The 23,108-nt window shown below is 61.4% G+C and carries 22 protein-coding genes and 3 riboswitches; of the genes, 5 read left to right on the top strand and 17 right to left on the bottom strand.

The genetic code is table 11. The features are described 5' to 3' along the window. Positions 1-66: 66 nt before the first annotated feature. On the top strand, positions 67-717 hold the full coding sequence (locus B5V00_RS07705) for a DeoR family transcriptional regulator (RefSeq protein WP_085010197.1): 651 nt from the start codon (positions 67-69) through the stop codon (positions 715-717). Here B5V00_RS07705 and B5V00_RS07710 read toward each other — a convergent pair. The 3 genes from B5V00_RS07710 to B5V00_RS07720 are packed head-to-tail and all read right to left on the bottom strand — an operon-like array spanning position 706 to position 3,058. Then, entirely contained in the window at positions 706-1,836 is a 1,131-nt protein-coding gene (locus B5V00_RS07710) for a DUF362 domain-containing protein (RefSeq protein ID WP_085010198.1), read from the bottom strand. The genes B5V00_RS07705 and B5V00_RS07710 overlap by 12 nt on opposite strands. Beyond that, positions 1,833-2,228 carry a secondary thiamine-phosphate synthase enzyme YjbQ gene (locus tag B5V00_RS07715; protein WP_085010199.1) on the bottom strand — a complete coding sequence of 132 codons (396 nt, stop codon included), beginning with the start codon at positions 2,226-2,228 and terminating at the stop codon, positions 1,833-1,835. The genes B5V00_RS07710 and B5V00_RS07715 overlap by 4 nt, the downstream gene beginning before the upstream one ends. After that, a complete protein-coding gene (locus B5V00_RS07720) occupies positions 2,225-3,058 on the bottom strand; it encodes an alpha/beta fold hydrolase (RefSeq protein ID WP_172399654.1) in 834 nt (277 codons plus the stop codon). The genes B5V00_RS07715 and B5V00_RS07720 overlap by 4 nt, the downstream gene beginning before the upstream one ends. 256 nt (positions 3,059-3,314) lie before the next feature. On the opposite strand from B5V00_RS07720, the gene xerC reads away from it, so the two are divergent. The 3 genes from xerC to B5V00_RS07735 all read left to right on the top strand — a co-directional run bounded on the left by xerC (position 3,315) and on the right by B5V00_RS07735 (position 6,391). Next, the gene (gene xerC / locus B5V00_RS07725) at positions 3,315-4,241 is read left to right on the top strand and encodes a tyrosine recombinase XerC (protein ID WP_281249674.1); all 927 of its coding nucleotides are present in this window, start codon (positions 3,315-3,317) and stop codon (positions 4,239-4,241) included. 154 nt (positions 4,242-4,395) lie between these two features. Continuing rightward, positions 4,396-4,998: a peroxiredoxin gene (locus tag B5V00_RS07730; RefSeq protein ID WP_085010201.1), complete on the top strand. Its 603-nt coding sequence runs from the start codon at positions 4,396-4,398 to the stop codon at positions 4,996-4,998. A gap of 109 nt (positions 4,999-5,107) precedes the next feature. After that, a complete protein-coding gene (locus tag B5V00_RS07735) occupies positions 5,108-6,391 on the top strand; it encodes a U32 family peptidase (RefSeq protein ID WP_085010202.1) in 1,284 nt (427 codons plus the stop codon). On the opposite strand, the gene B5V00_RS07740 is transcribed toward B5V00_RS07735, so the two are convergent. The 9 genes from B5V00_RS07740 to B5V00_RS07780 all read right to left on the bottom strand — a co-directional run bounded on the left by B5V00_RS07740 (position 6,383) and on the right by B5V00_RS07780 (position 14,595). Then, positions 6,383-6,754 (bottom strand): iron-sulfur cluster assembly scaffold protein, encoded by a 372-nt coding sequence (locus tag B5V00_RS07740; RefSeq protein WP_085010203.1) that lies wholly within the window; start codon positions 6,752-6,754, stop codon positions 6,383-6,385. The genes B5V00_RS07735 and B5V00_RS07740 overlap by 9 nt on opposite strands. A 6-nt stretch (positions 6,755-6,760) precedes the next feature. After that, on the bottom strand, positions 6,761-7,465 hold the full coding sequence (locus B5V00_RS07745) for an ATP-binding cassette domain-containing protein (protein WP_085010204.1): 705 nt from the start codon (positions 7,463-7,465) through the stop codon (positions 6,761-6,763). Between the two features lie 5 nt (positions 7,466-7,470). Beyond that, the gene (locus tag B5V00_RS07750; protein ID WP_085010205.1) at positions 7,471-8,157 is read right to left on the bottom strand and encodes an ABC transporter permease; all 687 of its coding nucleotides are present in this window, start codon (positions 8,155-8,157) and stop codon (positions 7,471-7,473) included. A gap of 12 nt (positions 8,158-8,169) precedes the next feature. Then, entirely contained in the window at positions 8,170-8,964 is a 795-nt protein-coding gene (locus tag B5V00_RS07755; protein WP_085010206.1) for an ABC transporter substrate-binding protein, read from the bottom strand. A 223-nt stretch (positions 8,965-9,187) separates the two neighbouring features. Further along, positions 9,188-10,402: a porin gene (locus B5V00_RS07760; protein WP_172399655.1), complete on the bottom strand. Its 1,215-nt coding sequence runs from the start codon at positions 10,400-10,402 to the stop codon at positions 9,188-9,190. A gap of 246 nt (positions 10,403-10,648) precedes the next feature. Beyond that, a riboswitch (molybdenum cofactor riboswitch) is annotated at positions 10,649-10,768 on the bottom strand. A 281-nt stretch (positions 10,769-11,049) separates the two neighbouring features. After that, positions 11,050-11,167, bottom strand: a riboswitch (molybdenum cofactor riboswitch). Positions 11,168-11,180: 13 nt separating this feature from the next. Further along, on the bottom strand, positions 11,181-11,999 hold the full coding sequence (locus B5V00_RS07765) for a HesA/MoeB/ThiF family protein (protein ID WP_085010208.1): 819 nt from the start codon (positions 11,997-11,999) through the stop codon (positions 11,181-11,183). Between the two features lie 2 nt (positions 12,000-12,001). Continuing rightward, positions 12,002-12,226: a MoaD/ThiS family protein gene (locus tag B5V00_RS07770; RefSeq protein ID WP_085010209.1), complete on the bottom strand. Its 225-nt coding sequence runs from the start codon at positions 12,224-12,226 to the stop codon at positions 12,002-12,004. Then, positions 12,223-12,801: a hypothetical protein gene (locus tag B5V00_RS07775; RefSeq protein ID WP_139800701.1), complete on the bottom strand. Its 579-nt coding sequence runs from the start codon at positions 12,799-12,801 to the stop codon at positions 12,223-12,225. Before B5V00_RS07775 ends, B5V00_RS07770 begins: the two co-directional genes overlap by 4 nt. Positions 12,802-12,858: 57 nt before the next feature. Continuing rightward, positions 12,859-14,595 (bottom strand): aldehyde ferredoxin oxidoreductase family protein, encoded by a 1,737-nt coding sequence (locus tag B5V00_RS07780; RefSeq protein ID WP_085010211.1) that lies wholly within the window; start codon positions 14,593-14,595, stop codon positions 12,859-12,861. 22 nt (positions 14,596-14,617) lie between these two features. Further along, positions 14,618-14,734: riboswitch (molybdenum cofactor riboswitch) on the bottom strand. A 365-nt stretch (positions 14,735-15,099) separates the two neighbouring features. On the opposite strand from B5V00_RS07780, the gene B5V00_RS07785 reads away from it, so the two are divergent. Continuing rightward, positions 15,100-16,428: a radical SAM/SPASM family putative metalloenzyme maturase gene (locus tag B5V00_RS07785; protein ID WP_085010212.1), complete on the top strand. Its 1,329-nt coding sequence runs from the start codon at positions 15,100-15,102 to the stop codon at positions 16,426-16,428. Positions 16,429-16,643: 215 nt separating this feature from the next. On the opposite strand, the gene mobA is transcribed toward B5V00_RS07785, so the two are convergent. From mobA to fdnG, 5 genes are all read right to left on the bottom strand, one after another. After that, positions 16,644-17,339, bottom strand: a complete 696-nt coding sequence (gene mobA, locus B5V00_RS07790) for a molybdenum cofactor guanylyltransferase (RefSeq protein ID WP_085010296.1) — start codon at positions 17,337-17,339, stop codon at positions 16,644-16,646. A gap of 14 nt (positions 17,340-17,353) precedes the next feature. Next, the gene (locus B5V00_RS07795) at positions 17,354-18,202 is read right to left on the bottom strand and encodes a formate dehydrogenase accessory protein FdhE (RefSeq protein ID WP_172399656.1); all 849 of its coding nucleotides are present in this window, start codon (positions 18,200-18,202) and stop codon (positions 17,354-17,356) included. Positions 18,203-18,345: 143 nt separating this feature from the next. Continuing rightward, positions 18,346-18,957, bottom strand: a complete 612-nt coding sequence (locus B5V00_RS07800; protein ID WP_085010297.1) for a formate dehydrogenase subunit gamma — start codon at positions 18,955-18,957, stop codon at positions 18,346-18,348. A gap of 2 nt (positions 18,958-18,959) precedes the next feature. Then, positions 18,960-19,730 (bottom strand): 4Fe-4S dicluster domain-containing protein, encoded by a 771-nt coding sequence (locus B5V00_RS07805; RefSeq protein ID WP_085010214.1) that lies wholly within the window; start codon positions 19,728-19,730, stop codon positions 18,960-18,962. Between the two features lie 12 nt (positions 19,731-19,742). Then, complete coding sequence (gene fdnG / locus B5V00_RS07810) at positions 19,743-22,793, bottom strand: formate dehydrogenase-N subunit alpha (RefSeq protein WP_085010215.1); 3,051 nt, start codon at positions 22,791-22,793, stop codon at positions 19,743-19,745. Between the last annotated feature and the right edge of the window lie 315 nt (positions 22,794-23,108).

Raw genomic sequence — 23,108 nt, forward strand, 5'->3', positions numbered from 1 at the left:
AGTGAGCCCCCTGCACTCTCCATCCAGCAGAAACTCATTGATTCAGGATTTCGAAAGAGGGTACGTATGCGGGGAACCGAACGACGCAAGCTGGTGCTGGAGCGCCTGGAGGCAGAGGGCAGCCTGTCGATAAACGAATTGGCCGCCGTTCTCGGGGTGTCGAAGATGACTGTACACCGCGATCTGGATTTATTGGAAAAGCGCGGCGCCCTGCGACGGATTCATGGCGGTGCGGTGTTGCCGAAGCCGGAAGCTCCCGTTGAGCAGGAACGCAGCGGGGGATCTCACGGGTTGCGGGAATGTATGATCTGTTTCCGTCCGGCCACCCAGCACCTGGTCTACAGCATGACGCTGCGTGACGGAACCCAGCGTCACGCCTGCTGCCCCCATTGCGGCATCTCGGCCCAGCTCAGCCTCGGCGCCCAGGTGATCATGGCCCTGACCGCCGACTACCTGAGCGGCCAGCTGCACAGCGTACAGCGTTCCTTTTTTCTCTACGGCAGCACCGCCGCGCCCTGCTGTCGGCCGTCGATTCTGACCTTTGTCGAGGAGGAGAACGCGCGCCGCTTCCAGGCCGGGTTCGGTGGTGAGCTGGGACGTTTCGAGGATGCCCTCAATTATCTCCGCGCCGAACTGCAGTTCAACGCCGGAGAGCCAGGCTGCCCGTCCTGCGCGGTGCTGGTTGAGGAAAATGCCGGTCGGAATTCAGTGACCTGAGCGGTCTGTGAGTTTCAGCAGCCAGCCCTGTCTGGTGTCAATCGCCCCCTTGGGACAGAGTTCCTGGCAGCAGAAACAGCGGATGCAGAGTCGGTCGTCGATCTCGACCCGCTGGTCGAGTTGCATCGCCTGTGGCGGGCAGTGATCGACGCAGTGCCCGCAGCGAATACAGGCGGTCGCATCGATGACGGGCCGGGCGCTGAGAGCCCGCTTGAGCCGGGTCCGCAGGAAGGCGGGCAGGCCGAAGCCGGCATCGGTGCTTTTCGCCGGGCGGAACGCGGGGCAGCGCAACGTCTCAAGCGCGTCCCCTGCCAGTTGCAGCTCTTCGATTCGGGTATGCCACCGTCCGCTGTCGCGGGCGACCTTCCAGGTCCAGACCTGGTCCGCGCTCATGCCGACCAGCTCACCGGCGACCGTGTCGACGGCGACCGGATCGCGGCCCGCCAGCAGGGCGCCGATCGGCACCGGGTCGCCGCTGCCGGGACCATCCCCCTCCATCCCCACCACCGCGTCGACAATGGTCAGGGCCGGGGAAACCTGCTCCGCCAGCTCCAGCAGCATCAGCGCGAAGAACTCCTTGTCGGCTCCGGCCTGCAGGTGCAGACGCGGTTTGCGCATCCCCACCACCGCCCCGAACAGGTTCTTCACCGCGCAGGTCAATCCCATCATCTGGTGGGTCTTGAGCTTGGGCAGGTTGATGATGACATCGGCGTCAAGGATGTCGCGAGCGATCTCCAACTGGTGAAAGGTGCCGCCGTCGGCGGTGACCGGCTGTGATTCGGTGAAGGGGGCGAAGCGGGCGCCGGTCTCCTCGATCACCTGCAGGATGCCGCATTTGCGCGCCACCTGTTCGGGCCGGCCGAGACCGGGAGAGTCCCCGACGCTGACGATGCCGCCGGCCGCCTGCGCCAGGCGGATCACGGCGCGGACGATTTCCGGATGGGTGGTCACCGCCTTGTCAGGAGATTTCCCGGACAGCAGATTCGGTTTGAGCAGCACCTTCCGGCCGGGCTGGACAAAGGTTTCGATGCCGCCGAGGGGGGCGAGCAGCTGCCGCAGGGCGGCGTCGATCGCGGTCGGCCGGTAGTCGGCCAGGGCCTGCAGGCTGACAGTGTTCATCGGCCGATGACCTGCAGCTGGACGCGTCGTCGCCGCGGACCGTCGAATTCGCAGAACCAGATCCCCTGCCAGGTGCCGAGCTGCGGCTGGCCATCCTCGATGATCAGGGTTTCGCCGGCGCCGACCAGGCTGCTCTTCAGGTGCGCGGCGCTGTTGCCTTCGAGGTGCCGGTAGTTGTCTTCAAAGGGAACCAGCTTGTTCAGTTCCATCACCAGGTCGCGGACCACATCCGGGTCGGCATTTTCGTTGATGGTGATCGCGGCGGTGGTGTGGGGTGTGCAGAGGACGCAGATGCCGGAGCGGATGCCGCTGTCGGCAACGGCCTGCCGCACCTGATCCGTGATGTCAATCATCTCCACCCGCTGTCGGCTGAGAACTTCGAAGGTGGTCATGCCGTGGAATCTTCGAGGGCTTTGAGTACTGCTGCCACGGCGGATTTCTTATACAGCAGGCCCATGTGTCCCATGCCCTGCAGTTCGATCTCGCGGCTACCATTCAGTCGGGCGGAGGCGGCCGGGATGACAATATTGTCGTGGCGGCTGTAGATGGAGGTCAGGGGGATGTCGGACGGCAGTTTGCTGGCATTGAGTTCGGCCAGAAAGGTTGATCCGGGCAACAGGTTGCGGGCCAGCGGGCTGACGGCGAAGGGGGCGAGTTTCGAGCCGCCGTTCGGAGTCCCGAGCTGGATGCAGTGCGCCACCCGCGCCGCGCCGCCGCGGCGCTGGATATAGTTGCGGGCGAGGATGCCGCCCATTGAGTGACCGATGAGAATGACCTGCTCGACCCCGGCCTGCAGGCGCAGTCGGTCGACCTTCTTGGCGATCAGTTCGGTGAGGACCTCAATGTCATGCCAGGCTGACAGGTGCAGGCTGTAAATCGTGCGATAGCCGGCCCGCTTCAGCCGCCACTTCAACCACCACCAGCAGGAGCGGTTGTGAAACAGCCCGTGCAGCAGAATAATTGGAGGCTTGCCGCCGTCAACTGTCGGTTTTTCTTTCGGCCAGATCCAGCCGAGCGGGTGCAACACCACGCTGACGAACAGCAGCAACGTTTCGCTGACCAGCAGCCGCAGGGCCAGCAGCAGGCGACGCGGGGCGAAACGCTGTTCCAGCAGTTGCGGACTGAGGTTGGCCGACTCGTACCAGTAGATGGCGTAGGAGAGCAGCGTGATCAGTGCCACGATCGCGAAGACGATGGCTAACATATTGAAAAATATATGCATATTGAGATCCTTGCAGGGGCACCAATTATGCCATGGGACCACCCGTCCGTCAAACATGACGGATATGTCCCAAGTCCACCAGCTGTTTTGTGGACCGAGGGTGGCGGAACGGGTGGAGATGCGAGGCGCCGCGCCGTTTCGGGCGCAAACGTAGCCGAGCTACGTTGAGCACCGAAGCGGTGAAGGCAACGAAGCAGATTCAGCCGTAACGACAGCCGAATCCCGAAATTGTCGGTGGATTTGGGATATGTTTTCCTTGTGCTACAATTCTCTGATGGAAGAGCAATTGCAGCGGTTTTATCGCCACCTCGACGTTGAACGCAACCTGTCGGTGCATACCCGTAAGGCCTACCGGCGCGACCTGGAGGAATTTATCCGCTGCGCTCGTGGCTATCTCGGCCTGGAGGAAGGGCAGGCGTTCCGGGTCGACCGGGTCGACCGCCTGCTGCTGCGGCGGCATCTGGCCGAACTGCACCGGCGCAACCGCAAGTCGACCATTGCCCGCAAGCTGGCCGCTCTGCGGACCTTTTTCCGTTTCCTGGTGCGTGAGGGGGATCTTGACGCCAATCCCGGCGAGCTGATCGCGACCCCGCGGCAGGACAAGTACCTGCCCTGTACCCTCTCTGTCGACGAGGTGTTCGGACTGCTCGATCATGGCGGTGACGGGGATCTTCTCGCCCTGCGCGATCAGGCGATGTTCGAGCTGCTCTACAGCAGCGGGCTGCGGGTCGGGGAGCTGACCGGGCTCGACGTCGGAGATCTCGACCTTGCCGCCGGCCTGGTGCGGGTGCTCGGCAAGGGAAGCAAGGAGCGGATCGTTCCCGTCGGCACCAAGGCGCTGGCCGCGTTGCGGACCTATCTCGACGCACGCTCCGCTGTCGCCCCGGATCACCCCCTCTTTCTCAACTGCCGGGGCGGCCGCCTGAGTCCGCGCAGTGTCCAGCGGCAGCTCAAACGCCGGCTGCTGAAAAGCGACGTTTTGCGTGACGCTTCCCCCCATGCCCTGCGACATTCCTTCGCCACTCACCTGCTCGATTCCGGTGCCGACCTGCGCGCCATTCAGGAGCTGCTCGGTCACGCCTCGCTCTCCACCACGCAGAAATACACCCGGGTCAGTATTGAACACCTGACCAGCGTCTATGACCAGGCGCACCCCCGCAGCCGCAAAAAAACGTCATCCTGAATGTTCTCGATCGATGCTCATGCAAGGGGCTGATAATCAAGTGACTAAAAATGACTAAATAGGTCAGATTTTGCTTGACAGTCGTGAGTCGCTGAGTAGAATTGTCAGGAAATTTCGGTTCCACCAACAACAGACAAACAAGGAGATGAATATCATGAGTGTTCTGGTTGGAAAGCAGGCCCCCGAGTTCACCGCCGCCGCCGTCATGCCCGACGGCAGCATCAATGCCGAGTTCAAGCTCGCCGATTACAAGGGCAAGTATGTTGTCCTGTTTTTCTATCCGCTGGATTTCACCTTTGTCTGCCCGACCGAGCTGATCGCTTTCTCCAAGCGCATCAAGGAATTCGAAGAGCGCGGCGTGCAGGTCATCGGCTGCTCCATCGACTCCCAGTTCACCCACGTCGCCTGGCGCAACACCCCGGTTGAAGAGGGCGGAATCGGCCAGGTCACCTATCCGCTGGTCGCGGATGTCAAGCATCAGATCTGCCAGGCCTACGACGTTGAATTCGAAGCCGGAGGCGTCGCCTTCCGCGGTTCCTTCCTGATCGACAAGGAAGGCGTCGTTCGTCACCAGGTGGTCAACGATCTGCCGCTGGGTCGCAACGTCGACGAAATGCTGCGCATGATCGATGCCCTGCAGTTCACCGAACAGTACGGCGAAGTCTGCCCCGCCGGCTGGAACAAGGGGGATGAAGGGATGAAGCCGAACGCCGAAGGCGTCGCCTCCTACCTTGCCTCCAACGCCGAGAAGCTGTAGAGTGAGGGAAGCGGCGAGGTGTTGCCGCTTTGGATTATTTTGTCAACAAACAAGGGGGCCCCGGAAGGGGGCCCCTTGTTCTTTTTTGGGCGGAAAAGAGAGCTGAACGATGAGACTGAGTGTCGCCACCAATTTCGATCCGCAGTTGATTGAATCCCTGAAGGATTATCCGGTTGTCGAGTTGTTCGGCAAGTTGCGGGAGGACGTGGTCGGGGGAGGGCGGGCGCCCTACCAGCTGGGCAAGGTTTCCCGCCGGCAGCTTGCCGAACATGTCGCCCAGGCGCGGGACGCCGGAATCGCCTTCAACTATCTGCTCAATGCCGCCTGCCTGGGGAACGTTGAAATCACCCGCCAGGGGCAGAAGAAAATCAACCAGCTGCTGGAGTGGATCAGCCGCATCGGCGTGACCTCGGTGACCGTCGCCACCCCCTTCATGCTGCAGCTGGTCAAGACCCGGTTCCCGCAGCTGCGGGTCCGTATCTCCGTATTCGCTGGCGTCGACCGGGTGCGCAAGGCCCAGATGTGGGAGGAGATGGGAGCGGACTGCATCGTGCTTGACAGCATCCTGGTCAACCGCGAGCTGCAGACCCTGCGGGAGATCCGCAAGGCGGTCCGTTGCGACCTGGAACTGATGGCCAACAACAACTGCCTGTCCGGTTGTTCCATGTCGCCGATGCACATGAACGCCCTGGCGCATGCCGGCCAGACCGGGAGTGAGAACAAGGGTTTTTTCGTCGACTGGTGCTTTCTCAAATGTACCGCGATGAAACTGGAAGATCCGGTTAATTACATCCGTTCCGAGTGGATTCGTCCCGATGATCTGCCGGTCTATGAAGAGTTGGGCTACGATCTGTTCAAGATCGCCGAGCGCGACCTGCCGACCGAGATTCTGCTGGCCCGGGTCAAGGCCTATGCCGCCCGGCGTTTTGACGGCAACCTGCTTGATCTCATTCAGCCGTACGGGTTTCAGGGGATCAAGGAGGGGGCCCGTTATTATCGTCGCGGGCTCGGTTGGATGCTGCGGTTCCTGATCCGTCCGGGTCTGGTCAACCCGTTGCGGTTGATGCCGCTGAAACGGTTGGCGGAGCTGCGCGGCATGATCCGGCCGCTGGAGGGGGATCCGCCGGTCTACATCGACAATCGCGCCCTGGACGGGTTCCTGGAGCGGTTCCAGGATCAGAGTTGCCGCGATGTTGATTGCGAAGATTGCCGCTGGTGCCACCAGTTCGCCGCCAGGGCGGTTCGAATCGACACCGCCAGTCGGGATCAGGCCCTTGCCGCCTATGCTGAACTTTTCGATTCGATGCATGGCGGCGATATGTGGCGCTATCTGCCGCGGAAGAAGGACGGAGTGCCGCAGGGGAGTTGTCGTGACCCGGAATGTTCAGGGTGAGCGGCGCGCGCGGTAATCCCGGATGGCCGCGTGCAGGGCGTCGGCGGCCAGGTTGGAACAGCTCAGTTTCTCTTCCGGCAGGCCACCGAGAGCGGCGGCGACATCCGCGTTGCTGATCCGCAGCGCCTGCTGCAGGGTCTTGCCGTTCGCCAGTTCCGTCACCATTGACGAGGTGGCGATGGCGGCCGCGCAACCGAAGGTCTTGAAGCGGATAGCGGTGATGATATCCCGTTCAACCCGCAGGGTGATGCGCATGATATCGCCGCAGTTGATATCTCCAACCTCGCCGATGCCGTCGGCATCTTCCAGTTCGCCGGCATTGCGCGGGTGATAGAAATGATCTTTGACGGTTTCGTTGTACATGAGTTTCTAAGCCCGGGCCTGCAGCGGGACGGGATCTGATTCCAGCTGCTTTTCATCGTCCTTCGGGAGTGTGAGGATCCCGTCGCGCAACGGCAACAGCCTGGTTTTCAACCGTCGCGGCTGCTGCTGGTCATGGCCGGCCAGGACCACGGTCACGCCCTTGTCGGACAGGTCGGTGATCAGTTTTTCGAACATCGGCAGCGCCTCGGTGTCCAGCCCGGCGCTCGCTTCGTCCAGCAGCAGCAGCCTCGGGCGCAGCACCAGCGCCCGCGCCAGGGCTACCCGCTGGACTTCACCGCCGGAGAGGTTGTCGCTGTGCCGGGATTCGAAACCCTCCAGGCCGACGGCCGCCAGGGCCCGTTCGATACGGCGGCGCTGCAGATCTCCCTTGATGTCCCGCAGGCGCAGGCCGAAGGCCAGGTTCTGGTAGACGGTGCCGTTGAAAAGAAACGGGCTTTGTTCAACCAGGGTGATCTGCCGGCGCAGTTGCTGCCGTTGCCTCGGGCCGGTCACCGGCTCACCGGCAAACCACAGTTCTCCCTGTTGCGGGACCAGCAGTTGCGCCAGCAGTTGCAGCAGGGTGCTTTTGCCCGCTCCGTTGGGACCGGTCAGCAGATAACGTCCACCGGCCTGCAGGTCGAGAGTGTTCACCCGCAGGGTGAAATTGTCGCGACGGAAAACGACATCGCGCAACCGCAGAAGATCGTCCATTCGATTCACCTCTGTTGCATCAGGTTGAGAAACAGGTTGATCATCAGTGCCACGCTCAGCAGCACCATGCCCAGCGCCAGCCCGAAGGCGAACTCGCCCTTGCTGGTCTCCAGGGCGATGGCGGTGGTCATGGTGCGGGTGTAGCCGCGGATGTTGCCGCCGAGCATCATCGCCACCCCGACCTCGGCGATCACCCGACCGAACCCGGCGACAATGGCCGCCATGACGCCGAAACGAACCTCCAGCAGCAGCTGCCAGGTGCCGCGCAGCCGGCCCGCCCCCAGGGTCAGGGCGGTCGGCAGGATGCGCGGGTCGGCGCCGGTCACCGCCGACAGGGTGTAATTGGCGATGATCGGGGTCGCCAGCACCGTCTGCCCGGCGATCATCGCCCAGGGGGTGAAAAGCAGCCCGAGACCGCCCAGCGGCCCCTGGCGGCTGAACAGTCCGAACAGCAGCAGCCCGACGACCACCGTCGGCAGGGCCATCAGGGTGTTCAGCAGGGTCAGGATGATCCGTCGTCCGGGAAAGGTGCCGACGCCGACCGCCGCTCCGAGCGGCACCCCCCAGACGGTCGAGAACACCGTCGCTGTCAGGGAGGTTGCCAGGGAGACTCCGACGGCGCCCAGCACCTCCCCGTTGAGGTGGATGATCATGCCGAGCGCGGTGCCCAGCGATTCTAGCAGGTAACCCAAGTCAGGCTCCCGTCAATCCGCGACGTAAAAGAGCTGTTCACCGCCGCGGCGATAGCCGGTGATCAGTTTTCTGCCGGTGTCCGAAGTGAGGAAATCCATGAATTTCCGCGCCAGCTTGACCTTGACATGGGGGTGTCGGGCCGGGTTGACCATGATGACTCCGTAGGGATTGAACAATCTTTTGTCCCCTTCGACCATGACTCCGAGGTCAATCTTGTCCCGGTAGGCGAGGTAGGTGCCGCGGTCGCTCAGGGTATAGCCGCGACGTTCGTCGGCCATGGTCAGAACCTCGCCCATGCCGCGGCCGGCCTCAAGGTACCAGTCGCCCTCCGCCTTGATACCGGCGGCTTTCCAGAGCTGGAGTTCGCGGGTGTTGGTACCGGAATCATCCCCGCGGGAGACAAAGGTCGCCTGCGTCAGCGCGATTCTGGTCATCGCTGCCACCGCGTCCTTGAGTCCCTTGATGCCGGCCGGGTCGCTTTTGGGGCCGAGAATGACGAAATCGTTGTACATCACATCCCGCCGGTCGACGCCGTAGCCGGCGGCCACGAATTTGTCCTCCTTGCTGCGGGCGTGGACCAGCACCACGTCGACATCGCCGGTTTCTCCAAGTTTCAGGGCCTTGCCGGTGCCGACGGCGATGACGTCGATGTGGCAGTCGTTGGCCTTTTCAAAGGGCGGCAGCAGTTCGGCCAGCAGCCCGGAATTTTCGGTCGAGGTGGTGGTCGCCAGGCGCAGATGCTCGATGGCGAAGGCGGGCATTGCGAGCAGGACCAGCAGGGTTGTTATCACGAAATGACGTAACATGTTCTTTCCTCCCAAGGATCATCCGGATCCGGCATGGGCCGGATCCGGATTGACTGTTAATCCTGAATCAGTGAGCCCCTTGTCGGCGTATAGCACAAGTCATTGCCCCGTCTGAGCTTCCCAAAAATCGCCAGCGAACCTATGGGTGCGCTTCAGATTTTTGAAAACCTCATTCAGGTCAAGCACTTGCACTCTCCATCCAACAGGAACTCACTGATTCAGGTTAATAGTAAAACTGCGCCTGCATTCTGAAAACCACATCATCGCCGTTGTTTTTCAGATCGTCCTGCACGAAGGTGAGATCGGTCTGCAGCTTGGCCAGATGCTTATTGAAGTAGTAGTTGACGCCGACCTGGGTTTCGGACTTGTCAAACTCTGCCGAGACCTGTCGGGTTGCCGTTTTGCTGTCGGAGTCGATGGCCGCATAACGTACGCCGACCTCCAGGGTCTGCGGGAGAACCTGGTAGCCCGCCTGCAGGTAATAACCGTCCGCATCCCAGTCCTCGCCAATTTCCGGGTCGGCATTCATGGCGTAATATTCGCCTGCCATGGTCAGGGCCGACCATTTGTAGTTGATGTTGGCTGTCATGACCTGCACCTTGAGGTCCTTTCCGTAGGCGGTGGTGAACTCTGCCTTGGTCATGGCATCGAGGTTGAGTGCCTTGTCGAGGACATCGTTGTCTTTGTCGAAATTGCTGCCGACGTCATCCCCCGTGACCGTGTTATAGGAAAATGAGGCGCCGAGGTTCAGCAGGGCTTTTTGGGGTGGAAAGCCTGCTTCATTCATCTTGAAGGAGCCCAGCGGGTTGATGTCGATGCGTCCGTTGTACATCAGGTGATTGTCGGGATTGCTGATGTTCGGACCATTGCCGTTAAACACCCCGACGCGGTATTGCAGCAGTTTGTGTTTAAAACTGCCGGCAATCTGAATCCCCTGATCCCGTCCGAAATTGAAGGTGTCATTGGCCAGCGAGCGGTCGGGGAAAAGCTGCCGTGAAGCCGAAGTCAATTCCTGACGGGCCTGCGGGGGTTTGAACTGGCCACCCTGCAGCACCAGCGGAGCCCCGAATTTGTAATTGAGATAGGCATCTTCGGTTTTGAAGCCGCCGGCCATCTCTCCCTGAAATTTGTAACCGAATTTCCTGTTGACCAAGTGCCCTTTCAACTGAATTTTGAAACGGCGGATATCAAAGTCACTCTTGTTGTTTCTGGCGGAGTCATCATAGTCGCTGTAGCGGTAAATCAACTGGGCATAGCCGCCGATCTGCGCCTTGTAGTTGCCGTCGGCTGTTTCGATCGTCATCCCCTTGCCCGGCTGGTAGTAGGCAAGAGCGGGATTCCTGGTGGCCTCGGCATAGTCTTCAGCGGTAATCACGCCTTTGTCTTTGAGGATATCCTCCAGGGTACGGGCCCTGGCTGCCGGAGTCAGACAGCCCATCAGTAAAACTGCTGCGACACACGAAATTACACTGCGAATCATTGAACCATTCCTTCCTGTTAAATCTCAATTCAACGTCCATGACATGAGCAGCGACGGACAGTTGCTGCTCGCCCAAACATCTGAACCTCCTTTCCGGTGTTGATTTTGCCGGGAAAGAAGTGCAGACACCTCAGGCGCAGGCGCGACCGGACAACCCGGAGCCCGGCAAGAGTGCCGGTCCCGTTTGTCCGACCACCAGAACAGAAAAGGGTGGCTGATTCTCCTTTCCAAGCGTGGGAGGCCCGGCCGTTTCCAACCGAACCCATAGGCCGTGCACCGTAGGAAGAATCCGCCAGGTGAAACGGCTCGGAGACATAGACCTGAATCCGTGAGTTTGTCACCGGCGAATTGTGCAAGCCATTGACCTGCCTGCGCTTCCCCAAAATCACCGGCGAACCTGTGGGTGCGCCTTAGATTTTTGAAAATCGCATCCAGGCCAAGCACTTACACTCTTCATCCGGCACAAACCCACGGATTCAGGATAGAATATTTATCCTGATTCAGGTTATTTCAGATGGTTGTTCGTGGTCAGCCTCCTTTTGTGGCAACAGAAACGGGGTCCCTTTCACGATGGAAAGGAACCCCGTTGGATGCACCACGAGTGTTGCATCGGTTTGAGTTCTCCTTTCCAAGCGTGGGAGGCACGGCTGTTTCCGACCGTACCCATTGGCCGTTCACCCTGGGTTGCCCTTTAGGTGATGCGGCTCGGAGAGCAGTAGATTGTTGTCAGCTGGTATCAGAACGTAATTTCGTCAATCTCCATATCGAGCAGGTTGAAGACGAGTTGCCGGTTGCGCAATGGTCGTCCCTGTTCGAGCAGCAGCTTGCAGACTTCACCGACCTGGAAACTCGCCGCCAGCGCCGGGGTGAAGGAGGGATTGCCGAGTTGCGCCTCGACCCCCTTGCCGCCCTGCCAGTGGCGATAAATCTTTTTCAGTGTGCCTTCTCCGGGCAGAATGGTTGCCACGTGCCCGTACCAGCCGGCGATGGCGCCGTGAACCAGGGGCAACTGCAGGGATTCACACAGCTCTTCCAGCTCCAGTCGGGCCGGAACATTATCTACCGCATCGACCACGCAGTCAACACCGGAAAGCAGTTCGGCGCCGTTGTCCCTGCCCAGCAGTGCCCGGATCGGGGTCAGGGTTACGGCCGGATTGACTTCGGCGATGCGTTCCGCCGCGACCTCGACCTTGACCCGGCCGAGGTTTTTCGGTGACGAGAGCAGCTGGCGGTTGAGATTGTTCTCCTCGAAGATGTCATCATCGATGGAGATGATCCGGCCGACGCCGAGGCGCGCCAGCTGTTCAAGGATGTAGCCGCCAAGGCCGCCGGCGCCGATCACGGCAACCGTGCTGCGGAACAGCAGCAACTGCTGCTCTGTTGAAATCATCTGCTGGTTGCGCTGGTAGCGGGCCGGCAGCAGTCCGGCCTGAAGAATGGTTTCCTCGACTTCGGCGACGGGCCGGTTGAATTGTTCGCCTGCCTGCTGCTGGTCATGCCACGAAACCAGCCCGTCCGTGGCCCGTTCATGGAGAAATGTCTGCAACGCGTCCATGGTCAACCTCCTCCAACCAGGGGAAAGATAGCCAGCGTATCCCCGTCCTCGAGGCAGCGATCCAGGTCCACGTGGCGGCTGTTGATCATCAGGATGCCGAGTTTTTCCATCGGCAGGTCGAGCTGTTCGACAACCTGCCCGACCTTAGTCCCCGCGGGGTAGTCGCGGGTTTCGATATCGAAGCGCCCGGCGCGGAAGGTGGCAAAGAGCTTAACGGTAATTTTCATGGTTTCCGGTCTCCGAAAAGGACTCTGAGTTCCAGGTGTTCGTTCTCCCGCAATCGTTTGTCGGCAACCGACAGCCGGTCGCCTGAGTGGAAGCTTTCCGGCAGTTCGGCGAAAAGGGAGCTGAACCGCTGCGGTTCGAGCAGAATGCCGTGCAGGAGAATCCGCGGTGCCAACTCCGGCAGCAGCAGGTTGAACAGTTTCAGGCGGATACGTCCCCGCCCGGTTGCGGGCGCCTGCTCGGGATTCCGGTAGGTGATGCCGTCGCGCATGGCCGCGAGATGCCCGCCGCTGCGCATGGTGGCGCCGACCAGTCCGGGCATGGCGCCGGAGAGAGCCAGGGTAGCGCCGTCTTCGATCACCGCCGTGGCGGCATCGTCGACCGCCTTATGGTTGAGAAATATCGTCGTAATCCGGTTAGCCTGGTAGTCACGGCTGATGTTGAACTGTTCCATCAGCATCTGCCTGACGGTATGGCCGACTTCGACTTCGACCTCGACCCCCTCCTGAAACAGTGGGAAGAAATTTGCCAGACGATCTTTCGGGAGTTGTAGCTCAAGAGATGGGGTGCCAGGCATTTTCGTCCTTGCTTGCAGCCCGGAGGCGACCGGATGCGGCCACCTCCGGGCATTCATTTACCAGTTGTAGACTCCGTCCAGCTCCTCGTCGCTCATCGAGAAGGTCTGGTTGTGCGGCGCGATCGGATCGGTGTAGAAGTAGCGCGGCAGGCGGTCGTCGGCGCTGGTGAAACCGGCGCGTTTGTTGAAGTCGCGTTCCGCGGTCAGGACCTTCTTGCCCAGTTCGACCACGTCGTCGGCGGTCAGTTCGGTGCCGTAGAAGGCGTTGAGCATGTCGATGTAGGCCTGGAAGGTTTCCGGCTGATCGAGAATCGCGAAGGCGATGAACAGGCACATGCCGGTCGAGTCGATGGCCGCGGTGGCGATCTGCAGATTGCGCGACAGTTCGATCTGTCCTTCGGTCCCCAACGGATCGACATCGCCGCCGACCTTGAGGATGTTGGTGGCAATGGCGTAGCCGGCGGTGTGGTCGGCGCCCATGGTGGTGGTGGCGTAGGTGACGCCGATGCCCTGGATCGGGCGCGGGTCGTAGGCCGGGATCGCCTGGTTCTTGACCACCGGCACCTTTTCGACGCCGAACACCTTGCCGGTGATACCGGCACCGCTGCCGAGAGTGCGGCCCAGCGGCGTCCCCTTGCCGACCTCTTCGAGCAGCCTGATGGCCCCTTCACTGTCGCCGAATTCCGCCAGCCCGGCCTGCATGGCGATGCCGATGGTGACCCCCATTTCGATGGTGTCGAGGCCGAAGTTGTCATCCATGTAGTCGAGTTTCGCTACGGTGTCGAGGTCGTCGATGCCGCAGTGGCCGCCATGGGCCCAGACGGTCTCATACTCCGGCTGTTTGGTGAGGTAGTTGCCGTCCTTGTCGTTGAAAATGCCGGAACACTGGATCACGCAGCCGCGATGGCAGCCGTGGGTGGCCTTGCCGCCGCGTTTGATCTCCATTTCCGCCAGGGCCTCACCACTGAGTTTGGCACCGCCCTCGAAAACGCCCGAGGTGAAGTTGCGGGTCGGATAACCACCGGCCTCATTGAGGACGTTGGTCAGCACGTTGGTGCCGTAGGCGGGAAGGCCTTCGCCGGTGACCGGATGCTTGCGCAGTCCCTCGACGAAGATCCGGTTGGCATCGCGGAAGGCTTCCGGGTCTTTCGGCGCCCGTTGTTTGCGGCCGGCATCGTCGAGGATGATCGCCTTGACCCGTTTCGACCCCATCACCGCGCCGACGCCGCCGCGTCCGCAGTGGCGGGTGGGGCGCAGTTCCGGGTCAGTACAGGCGATCGAGGAGGCGAGCATCAGCCGTTCACCCGCCGAGCCGATCGACATGTAGGCGACCTTGTCGCCGTACTGGGCGCGCAGCTTTTCGATCAGTGGATAGTTGTTCAGCAGTTTGAGGCTGTTGTCGATTTCAACTTTGACATCGTCCGGGGTGACGATGATCTTGTAGAGATCGTCCCCTTTCGGCTTGCCTTCAAGGATGATGGCGGCATAGCCGATGCGCGCCAGCACCTGGGCGGCCTGACCGCCGGCGTTTGACTCCTTGATGGTGCCGGTCAGCGGGCTCTTGCAGCCGACCGAGAGTCGGCCGCTCATGGCGCCGCTGGTGCCGCTGAGCATGCCGGGCGCGATGACCAGCTTGTTTTCGTCGCCAAGGGGATGGCAGAGGGGATTGACTTCCTTGCTGATGATCAGCGAGGTTACCGCTCTTCCCCCCAGCCCGGCATACTCGCCGACCGGTTCAAAGCTGACCTTCGGACCTCCTGCTGCCCCCATGTCGATTCTGACGATCTTGTCCATGTGTTGCATTCCTCCACGCTCGAGGTTGACCACAGGGTCCCTTTCCCCCAGGGAGGCCCGGCCGTTTCCAGTCGAACCCGGCGGCCTGGCGCCGTGGGAACATTCCGGTAGGCGGGCAGGCTCGGCGACACACTGTGATTTTCGGATTACCTGAATCAATGAGTACCTGTTGGATGGAGAGTGCAAGTGCTTGGCCTGAATGGGATTGCCAAAAATCTGAAGCGCACCCATAGGTTCGCTGGTGATTTTTGGGAAACACAGGCAGGTCAATGACGTGTGCTGTCCGCCAACAAGGGGCTCATTGGTTCAGGATTACAACAAAAATTAATAATACCTTCTTCTTTGGTGATTGGAAGGGGCTTTTCAGGTCGGGAAAACATTTTTTTTGTGGCTCTTTACCGTCCTGCCTTCCTCCGGCATACTGAAGCCTGGGTGACAGCTCATTCCTTTCCGCCTGCAAAAGCGGGGCGGGTTGTTCCCTCCTCAACAGGAAAGCTACGCATCATGTCCACACTGCAGCAGGCGGACCCCGCCATGAATCACCCCGCATCCCTCGCGCAGCCGAGCAAGCTGTTCGTCGAGACCACCGCGCGCTGCAACCTCAACTGCGCCATGTGTGTCAAGCAGACCCCGGGAACGGCGGCTGCCGAGGGCGATCTTTCGGACGAGACCTTTGCGGCCCTGCTGCCGGCGATGGGCTCTCTGCAGGCGCTGGTGTTGAACGGCATCGGTGAGCCTTTGCTGCATCCGCAGCTCGAAAATTTCATCCGCCGGGCGCGGCGGGCGATGCCGGAGACCGGCTGGATCGGTTTTCAGAGCAACGGCTTGCTGCTGGATGCGGCGCGGGCGCGCTCCCTGGCTGCCGCCGGGCTCGACCGGGTCTGCCTGTCGGTCGATGCCAGCTCGCCGGAAACCTTTCGCGCGCTGCGCGAGGGGGGCGAACTGCAGGCGATGGAGACCGCCTTTGCCGCCCTGCGCGAGGCAAGGACGCTGCGACCGGGGCTCAAGGCCGGAGTCGAGTTCGTGCTGATGAAACAGAACCTGCACCAGCTCTGTGACACCCTGCGCTGGGCTGCTGCTCAAGGGGCCGAATTCGCCCTGGTCAGCCACCTGCTGCCCTACGCCGAGGAGAGCCTGGAGCATAAGGCCTACCCCGACGCTACCTCCGCCGCCATCGAACTGTTCGACCGCTGGAAACGGCAGGGCGAACAGTTCGGGGTCGACATCGGCCGCTATTTCCAGGTTGCCTTCAAGTTCGCCTACGGTCGCAGTCCCGAGGAGGAACGGCTCATCGAACTGGTGGCCGGGATGAAGCGGGAGGCCGAACAACGGGGCATCTTCTTCGATCTGAAGAAACTGCTGGGGATCGATCGGCCTTTTCTGGATCAGGTTGGCGCCACTTTTCAGGAGGCCGAGCGGCTTGCCGCCGAACTCGGTCTCGAGCTGCGGCTGCCGGGGGGGGTCCCGAAGGCTCAACGGCGCTGTGAATTCATCGAGGATGGCAGCGCCTTCATCAGCTGGGACGGCAGGGTGCATCCTTGCTACTTCCTCTGGCACGGTTACCGTTGTCACGCCAGCGGCTGGGAACAGCAGGTCCAGGCCCGCAGTTTCGGCCGGGTCGGTGACCGGAGCCTGCTCGCTATCTGGAACAGCCCCGAGTTCAGCGCCTTTCGTCGCAGTGTTCTCAGCTACGACTATCCTTTCTGTTTTGCCTGTACCCTGGCGCCCTGCGATTACATCCAGACCGACAACTTCGAGCAGGATTGTCACGTCAACGGCGAGCCGTGCGGGTCGTGTCTGTGGTGCATGGGACTTTTTCAATGCCTGCGGTAGGGCGGATGAAAAAGCTTTATGCCGCCAAGACGCCAAGAGCGCCAAGAAAACCTTTTTCAACGGAGAGGCGCTGAGAGGGAGAGCCGCAGAGACAGCCGGGTCGGGATTGTGGGGTTGAAAGCCAGGGCTGGTTCATCTTTCTCTCCATCTCTGCTCCTCTGCGCCTCTGCGTTGAGATCTTTTAAAGCTTTTGGTGCCTTTGGTTGCTCAGGTTTTTAATCCCCAGCAATAGATTCCCGTTGCAGTTCCGGTAGTTCCGGCTGCGCCCCGCGCAGGGCGAAGTAGTCCTGCGGGGTGTTGATGTTGTGGAAGGAGAGCCCCCGCGGGTCGATCTGCCGCCAGCTTTCTTCGGCCAGCTCGACGACCCGTACCGCCGGGAAGAAGTCGATGATCCGTCGGCCGCCGCTCTTCAGCACTGCCTCTATCGCCGGTAGGCAGCGTTTGTGATAGCGGGCGTGCAGCGGTTCGAGGCCGCATGGGTTGCGCGGGATGAGGACGTCGGCCCGCCCGGCCCGGCGGCAGATATGGCGGATCAGCTTCGGCTGCAGAAAGGGCATGTCGCAGGCGACGACGAAGATCCGCGGTCGGCGGGCGTGGTGCAGCCCGGCGTGAATGCCGGCCAGGGCCCCGCGGCCGCGATGGATGTCGGCAATCTTGCGGCAGGGGATGTCGCGATACAACTCTGGCGCGTTGGTAACGATCAGCACTTCCGCGAACAGGTCGGTCAGCAGCTGGCAGGTGCGTTCAATGAAGCGTTTCCCCTCCAGCGGCAGCAGCGATTTGTCGCTGCCCATGCGCCGGCTTTCACCGCCGGCGAGAATCACTCCCGTGGTGTCCGGGATGACTCCGGTGCCGGTGAACGGCGGTTGGAGTTCTGCCCGATGCCGGTGACCGGATCGTAACGTCTTCATGGGCTGTTCCTCCCTCATCCGGGGGTCTCTTTCCTGCCGCGGCTGAAGCCTTCTTTCGCGGCCAGCAGGTCGAGATGCAGGGTGGCGGCATCCTCAACCTCAAGCGGCAGCTCTTCCCCCCGTTCGCGGCTGTCGACCACCTTCAGGTAGCCGCAGCACTTGCGGCAGATATCGACCCGGTAGCCCGGTTCCCCCTCGGCGGTGAAGTAGGCGAGGGTCTCATGGTCACTGTTGCCGCAGTGAACGCAGGTCAGTCGATGGAACGACCAGCGGCTGCCACAGAGACTGCACTGGAGTTTTTTCTTCCCCTCCTCGCCGCTCAGTTCGGCAATCGCCGGCAAGCCGCCGCAGAGCGGGCAGTAGCCGTGTTCCCAGTTCTCTTCCCGGCTCTCAAGGCCCTCGGCGCGGCAACGTTCGAGGGCCGCTCCGAGGGTCGTGGTCAGGCAGTATTCGAGCAGGGCCGGCTGCATGCCGATCGTTTCAGCCGTGCCGGTGATCGGTTTCCGGTCGCGATCGAGGGCGGCGCGCAACAGCCCTGTCAGATCGAGACTACCGTTCTGCAGGGTGGTTTGCAACGCCTGCAGCTCCTCCTGTCCCTGCTGTCCGTGTTGCTGCAGGATGAGCAGCAGTTCGGCAAAGAAGGCCCGCGCCCGGTTTTCGTCGATGTTCAATGTTTCGCCGCTGAGCAGCGGGAAACCCTGTTGCTGCCTGGGCGTGGCAGTCTCGTGGTCGATGTCGACCTGCAGAAAATTTTCGGCGGTGGCGAACAGCTGGTAAAGCCGGGTATAGAAACGGCAGATCTCGGCCAGCGCCGGTTTCGCGGTGGCCAGTTCTTCAAGTCGTTGCAGGCGTTTCTGCAGCATGGATGACTCCTGTCGGAAAAGACCGCGGGGTGGACACCGTCCGCATGTTGCAACGGACAGGCGGCGGGCAGTGCCCACCCCGCCGAAGCTGCGGGCCGTGGAGAGAGGTGTCCGGCCTGCAGTCATGGAGGTTGGCGGTTCGTTCAGTCTTTGACGACCTTCTCAAGCCATTTGCCGGCATGTTTCTTCGCCCAGCTTCTGCGGACCTGGCCGTAGAGCATTCCCTCAAGGGTGCCCGGATTGCCGATGGTGGCCAGGTAGACATGGACGATCATGCCGACCATGAACAGGTTGAAGAAGATGCTGTGCAGCAGGAAGGACGCCTGGGTCAGTTCCCGGCTGTAGGCAGTCGGGTCCCAGATGACCAGTCCGGTCGCGCCCATCACCAGGGCGGCGATGACGGCGAAGATCCCGAACAGTTTCTGGCCGGCGTTGAATTTCCCCTGGGGAATCTCTTCCGCGTTGCGGGACAGGTAGCCGCCCAGCCGGGCGATCCATCTGCGGTCATCGGCATCAAAGCGGCAGACTTCTCCGGCGTGGCTGAGGAACAACAGTACCGAACCGATCAGAAAAACGATTCCGGCCCACTTGTGGACCATGATGCCCTGTTGCGGTCCGCCGAACAGGTCGAAATAGCCGAAGAAGGTGTGGGCGTAAAGACCCAGGCCGGACAGCACCAGCAACAGGAAGGAGATGGCAACCAGCCAGTGCAGAACGCGGCTGGCGGTGCCGAAGCGGTCAATCGTGTTGGTCATGGTCATTCACCTCCCTTGCGCGGTTGGTCATCCGCGTCATCCAGTTTCTTCGGCCCGATGGTGACATAATGCAGGGCCGCGACGCCGACGGCGCCCCAGAAGCCGAGAATGCCGAGCGGTTTGACGACATCCTTCCAGAAGAAGATCGAGGCCGGAATAGCCGGATTTTTCGGCAGCCGGTAGGTGCCGGGTTCATCATCAAGGACATAGAGGACTCCGAGACCGCCGAGATCGTTCTCACCGTAGAGCTTCTTGCCGGCCGCCTTCGCCTCCGCGATCAACTGGTCACGGTCGCCGAACTTGAGGGACTGGGTCGGACAGGCCTTGGCGCAGGCGGGCAGCAGTCCGTTCTGCACCCGGTTGCTGCAGGCATGGCACTTGGTGACCTTCTGTTTCGTGTCGTAACGCGGCACGTCGAAGGGACAGCCGCTGACGCAGTAATGGCACTCGATGCACTTCTCCCGGTTGTAGGCGACCAGCCCTTCTTTGGTGTGGTAGAGGGCGCCGGCCGAAGGGCAGACCTTGACGCAGCCGGCATCAGCGCAGTGCATGCAGCGCCGGTTGATGAACAGCCAGCGCAGGTCGTCCCCCTGCTCCTGCTCGATGAAGTGGATCTGGTTGTAGAGCAGCGGCGTCAGGTCCGGCGGATTCTCGTAGCTGCCGTGGTTGACCGTCGCTTCGGCGGCGAGTTTATTCCACTGCTTGCAGGCGACCTGGCAACTGCGGCAGGCGGTGCAGCGGGTGGTGTCAATCAGGAATGCTTTCCGTTTCATAGTCTCCTCCCCCTAGCTCAGCTTTTCGACGTTGACCATGAACGCCTTGGTTTCCGGGATCATGGTGTTGGCGTCGCCGGCGGTCGGAGTCAACAGGTTGGCGCTGTCTCCGGCGTTTTTGGTCTCCCAGCCGAAACACCAGGGCAGGCCGACCTGGTGGATGGTCGCGCCCTCGATCTTGAAGGGACGGAAGCGCCTGGTGACAATCGCCACCGCCTCGACACTGCCGCGGCCCGAACTGACCTTGACCATGTCACCATGGCCGATGGCGCGGTCAGCCGCCAGTTCCGGACTCATCTCGACAAACAGCTGCGGCTGCATTTCCAGCAGCCAGGGGGTGTTGCGGGACATGACCCCGGTCTGCCAGTGTTCGGTTACCCGGTAGGTGGTGGCGACGAAGGGATAGCGCTTGTCGTTGCTGTAGTAGATATCCTCCGGCAGTTTTTCTTCCCCTTCGTAGAACAGTTTCATCGCCGGATTGTTCCTGGTTCCCGAGAGCGGGTTGTTCTTGATCGGGCTTTCCAGCGGTTCGTAATGTTCGGGGAAGGGGCCCTCCTTCATCTTGGCGCCGAAGATCGAGGCGACGCCGTCGGGGAGCATGATGAAGGATTTCCTGGTGCCCGGCTGCGAAAGCGGCTTCCAGCCGCCGTCGGGCACATCGCCCTTCCAGCCGCTGCCGGTCCACCAGATGACCGGCCGCTGACTGTTCCAGGGGACGCCGTCGGCATTGACTGAGGCGCGGTTGTAGAGGATGCGGCGATTGACCGGCCAGCACCAGGCCCACTCGGGGTAGAGGCCGATGCCGCTCGGATCCTTGTGGCTGCGGCGGGCCATGTTGTTGCCGTGGCCGTTGTAGCTCTGGCAGTAAAGCCAGTTGCCGGACGAGGTCGAGCCATCATCCTGCAGGTAGGCGAAGGAGGGGACCAGATCGCCCTTTTTGAAGGTCTTGCCCTTGACCACCTTGTCGGTGAGGAAGTAGCCGTTGATTTCTTTGGCCACGGCATGGATGTCGAGTTCTCGCAGCCGGCCGTCTGGCATCCTGAAGCCGTAATTCCATGAAAGTTTCAGAATCGGATCGGGGAAGGCGCCGCCCTCGTTCCGGTAGCGTTTGGCCACTCGGTACTGCAGTTCGGTCATGATCTCCGAGTCGGGGCGGCTGTCGCCGAGGGGCTTGACCGCCCGGTAGCGCCACTGGGCCCAGCGGCCCGAGTTGGTAATACTGCCTTCCTTTTCGAAGGAGGCGGCTACCGGCAGGAAGAAGACCTCAGTGTCGATCTTGGCCGGGTCCATGCCCGGGCCCTTCCAGAAGGACGCGGTTTCGTTGTCGAACAGGTTGACCGCCACCATCCAGTCGAGCCTGGCCAATGCCTTGCGCACCTTGTTGGCGTTGCTGCCGCTGCAGGCCGGGTTCTGTCCCCAGGCGAAAAAGCCCTTGACCTGGTCGCGGATCATCTTGTCGAACAGCATCAGCCAGGAGGCGTTCTGGCCGTCGTCCAGCTTCGGCAGCAGCTGGTAGCCGAACTCGTCCGCGGCACCCAGGCCGGTGTCGAAGTGCGCCCGCAGCAGCGAGGTGATGTACTTGCCGCGGTTGCCCCACCAGTTGGCGCTCTGCGGATCGTTGGTGGTCGGTGTGGTTTTCCTGATGTAGGTGGCCAGGTCTTTCAGGCTCGCTTTCGGGGTGGGCAGGTAGCCGGGCAGGATGTGGAACAGCAGGCAGTGGTCAGTCGAGCCCTGGACGTTCGATTCGCCGCGCAGGGCGTTGACCCCACCCCCGGCGACGCCGATATTGCCGAGCAGCAGCTGGATGATGGCCATGGTGCGGATGTTCTGGGTGCCGACGGTGTGCTGGGTCCAGCCCATGGCGTACATGATGGTCGCCGCCTTGCCCGGCTTGCCGGAGGCGCCGTAGGTCCGGTAGATCTCCTCGAGTTTTTTCACCGGGGTGCCGGTGATGCCGGAGACCACTTCGGGGGTGTAGCGGGAGAAGTGCTTCTTCAGCAGCTGGAAGACGCAATTCGGATCCTGCAGGCTCGGGTCGCTCTTCGGTACGCCGTCGGCATCGCGCTGGAAGTCCCAGGTCGATTTGTCGTAGCTGCGTTTGGCGGTGTTGTAGCCGGAAAAGAGCCCGTCCAGGTCGCCCGGCATCCTGAAGCGGGGGTCGACCAGGAAGGTGGCGTTGGTGTGGAGCTGCAGATACTCCTTGTGATACAGGTCATTGTTGAGGATGTAGTTGATCATCCCGCCGAGGAAAGCGATATCGGTACCGCTGCGCAGCGGGGCGTAGATATCCGCCCTGGCACTGGTGCGGGTGAAACGCGGATCGACGCTGAGGATCTTGGCGCCGTGTTCCTTCGCTTCGAGGACGTAATGAAAGGAAATCGGGTGGTTCTCAGCGGCATTCGAGCCCATCACCAGCACCACATCCGAGTTGCGGATGTCGATCCAGTGATTGGTCATCGCGCCGCGGCCGAACGAGGTCGCCAGACTGGCAACCGTGGCGGAGTGTCATATTCGCGCCTGGTGTTCGATGTACACCAGGCCCCAGCTGCGCAGCAGTTTCTGCAGCAGGTAACACTCCTCGTTGTCGAGGGCGGCGCTGCCGACCGAGGCGATGGCGTCGGTACGGTTGACCACCTGCCCCCTGGCGTTCTTCTCCATGAAGGTGGCGTCACGGGTCTTTTTGACGCGCTCGGCGATCTGTTCAAGGGCCCAGTCCCAGGAAACCTTCTTCCATTGATTCGATCCCTTGGCGCGGTACATCGGTTCGATGACGCGCTTGTCATTGTGCCGCAGCTGGTAGATCGAGGCGCCTTTGCTGCAGAGGGTGCCACGATTGATCGGATGATCCGGATCGCCCTCGGTGTTGATCACCTCGCCGCCCCGGCTGTGGACGATCAGGCCGCAGCCGACCGCGCAGTAAGGACAGATGGTGGCGGTCTCCCGGGCATACTGGATTGCCAGGGGCTGGGCTTCGGCCTCGGCCGCCTTCAGGCCGATACCGAGGACCGATCCGGCCACCGCCCCGCCTGAAACCTTGAGAAAGCCACGTCGGTTCAGTTGCATTTCGTGCCTCCTTTATGCTGTAGCCTGAATCAGTGAGTCCCTTGTCGGCGGATAGCACAAGTCATTGCTCTGTCTGAGCTTCCCAAAAATCACCAGCGAACCTATGGGGGCGCTTCAGATTATTGGAAATCTCATTCAGACCAAGCACTTGCACTCTCCATCCAACAGGAACTCACTTATTCAGGTGTGAATAAAAAGTCGCCCGCCCGCTCGTGCGGGAGGTAGATGAACGACCCATGTGCCGCCAGGCAGCGGCACGAATTAAGCTCATGGATTCGCAAGTTGCATACCAGCGTTTTGAAATTGTTATAATTG

This window comes from Geothermobacter hydrogeniphilus (genome assembly GCF_002093115.1).
Taxonomy (GTDB): Bacteria; Desulfobacterota; Desulfuromonadia; order Desulfuromonadales; family Geothermobacteraceae; genus Geothermobacter_A; species Geothermobacter_A hydrogeniphilus.

Coding starts and splice junctions, on each gene's coding strand:
- B5V00_RS07800 (WP_085010297.1), bottom strand. CDS start 18,957: ATGACCAACACGATTGACCGCTTCGGCACCGCCAGCCGCGTTCTGCAC.
- B5V00_RS07740 (WP_085010203.1), bottom strand. CDS start 6,754: ATGTACAACGAAACCGTCAAAGATCATTTCTATCACCCGCGCAATGCC.
- B5V00_RS07755 (WP_085010206.1), bottom strand. CDS start 8,964: ATGTTACGTCATTTCGTGATAACAACCCTGCTGGTCCTGCTCGCAATG.
- B5V00_RS07735 (WP_085010202.1), top strand. CDS start 5,108: ATGAGACTGAGTGTCGCCACCAATTTCGATCCGCAGTTGATTGAATCC.
- B5V00_RS07720 (WP_172399654.1), bottom strand. CDS start 3,058: ATGCATATATTTTTCAATATGTTAGCCATCGTCTTCGCGATCGTGGCA.
- B5V00_RS07760 (WP_172399655.1), bottom strand. CDS start 10,402: ATGGGCTGTCTGACTCCGGCAGCCAGGGCCCGTACCCTGGAGGATATC.
- mobA (WP_085010296.1), bottom strand. CDS start 17,339: ATGAAGACGTTACGATCCGGTCACCGGCATCGGGCAGAACTCCAACCG.
- B5V00_RS07710 (WP_085010198.1), bottom strand. CDS start 1,836: ATGAACACTGTCAGCCTGCAGGCCCTGGCCGACTACCGGCCGACCGCG.
- B5V00_RS07785 (WP_085010212.1), top strand. CDS start 15,100: ATGTCCACACTGCAGCAGGCGGACCCCGCCATGAATCACCCCGCATCC.
- B5V00_RS07715 (WP_085010199.1), bottom strand. CDS start 2,228: ATGACCACCTTCGAAGTTCTCAGCCGACAGCGGGTGGAGATGATTGAC.
- B5V00_RS07730 (WP_085010201.1), top strand. CDS start 4,396: ATGAGTGTTCTGGTTGGAAAGCAGGCCCCCGAGTTCACCGCCGCCGCC.
- B5V00_RS07765 (WP_085010208.1), bottom strand. CDS start 11,999: ATGGACGCGTTGCAGACATTTCTCCATGAACGGGCCACGGACGGGCTG.
- B5V00_RS07770 (WP_085010209.1), bottom strand. CDS start 12,226: ATGAAAATTACCGTTAAGCTCTTTGCCACCTTCCGCGCCGGGCGCTTC.
- B5V00_RS07795 (WP_172399656.1), bottom strand. CDS start 18,202: ATGCTGCAGAAACGCCTGCAACGACTTGAAGAACTGGCCACCGCGAAA.
- B5V00_RS07745 (WP_085010204.1), bottom strand. CDS start 7,465: ATGGACGATCTTCTGCGGTTGCGCGATGTCGTTTTCCGTCGCGACAAT.
- B5V00_RS07805 (WP_085010214.1), bottom strand. CDS start 19,730: ATGAAACGGAAAGCATTCCTGATTGACACCACCCGCTGCACCGCCTGC.
- B5V00_RS07775 (WP_139800701.1), bottom strand. CDS start 12,801: ATGCCTGGCACCCCATCTCTTGAGCTACAACTCCCGAAAGATCGTCTG.
- B5V00_RS07705 (WP_085010197.1), top strand. CDS start 67: ATGCGGGGAACCGAACGACGCAAGCTGGTGCTGGAGCGCCTGGAGGCA.
- B5V00_RS07780 (WP_085010211.1), bottom strand. CDS start 14,595: ATGGACAAGATCGTCAGAATCGACATGGGGGCAGCAGGAGGTCCGAAG.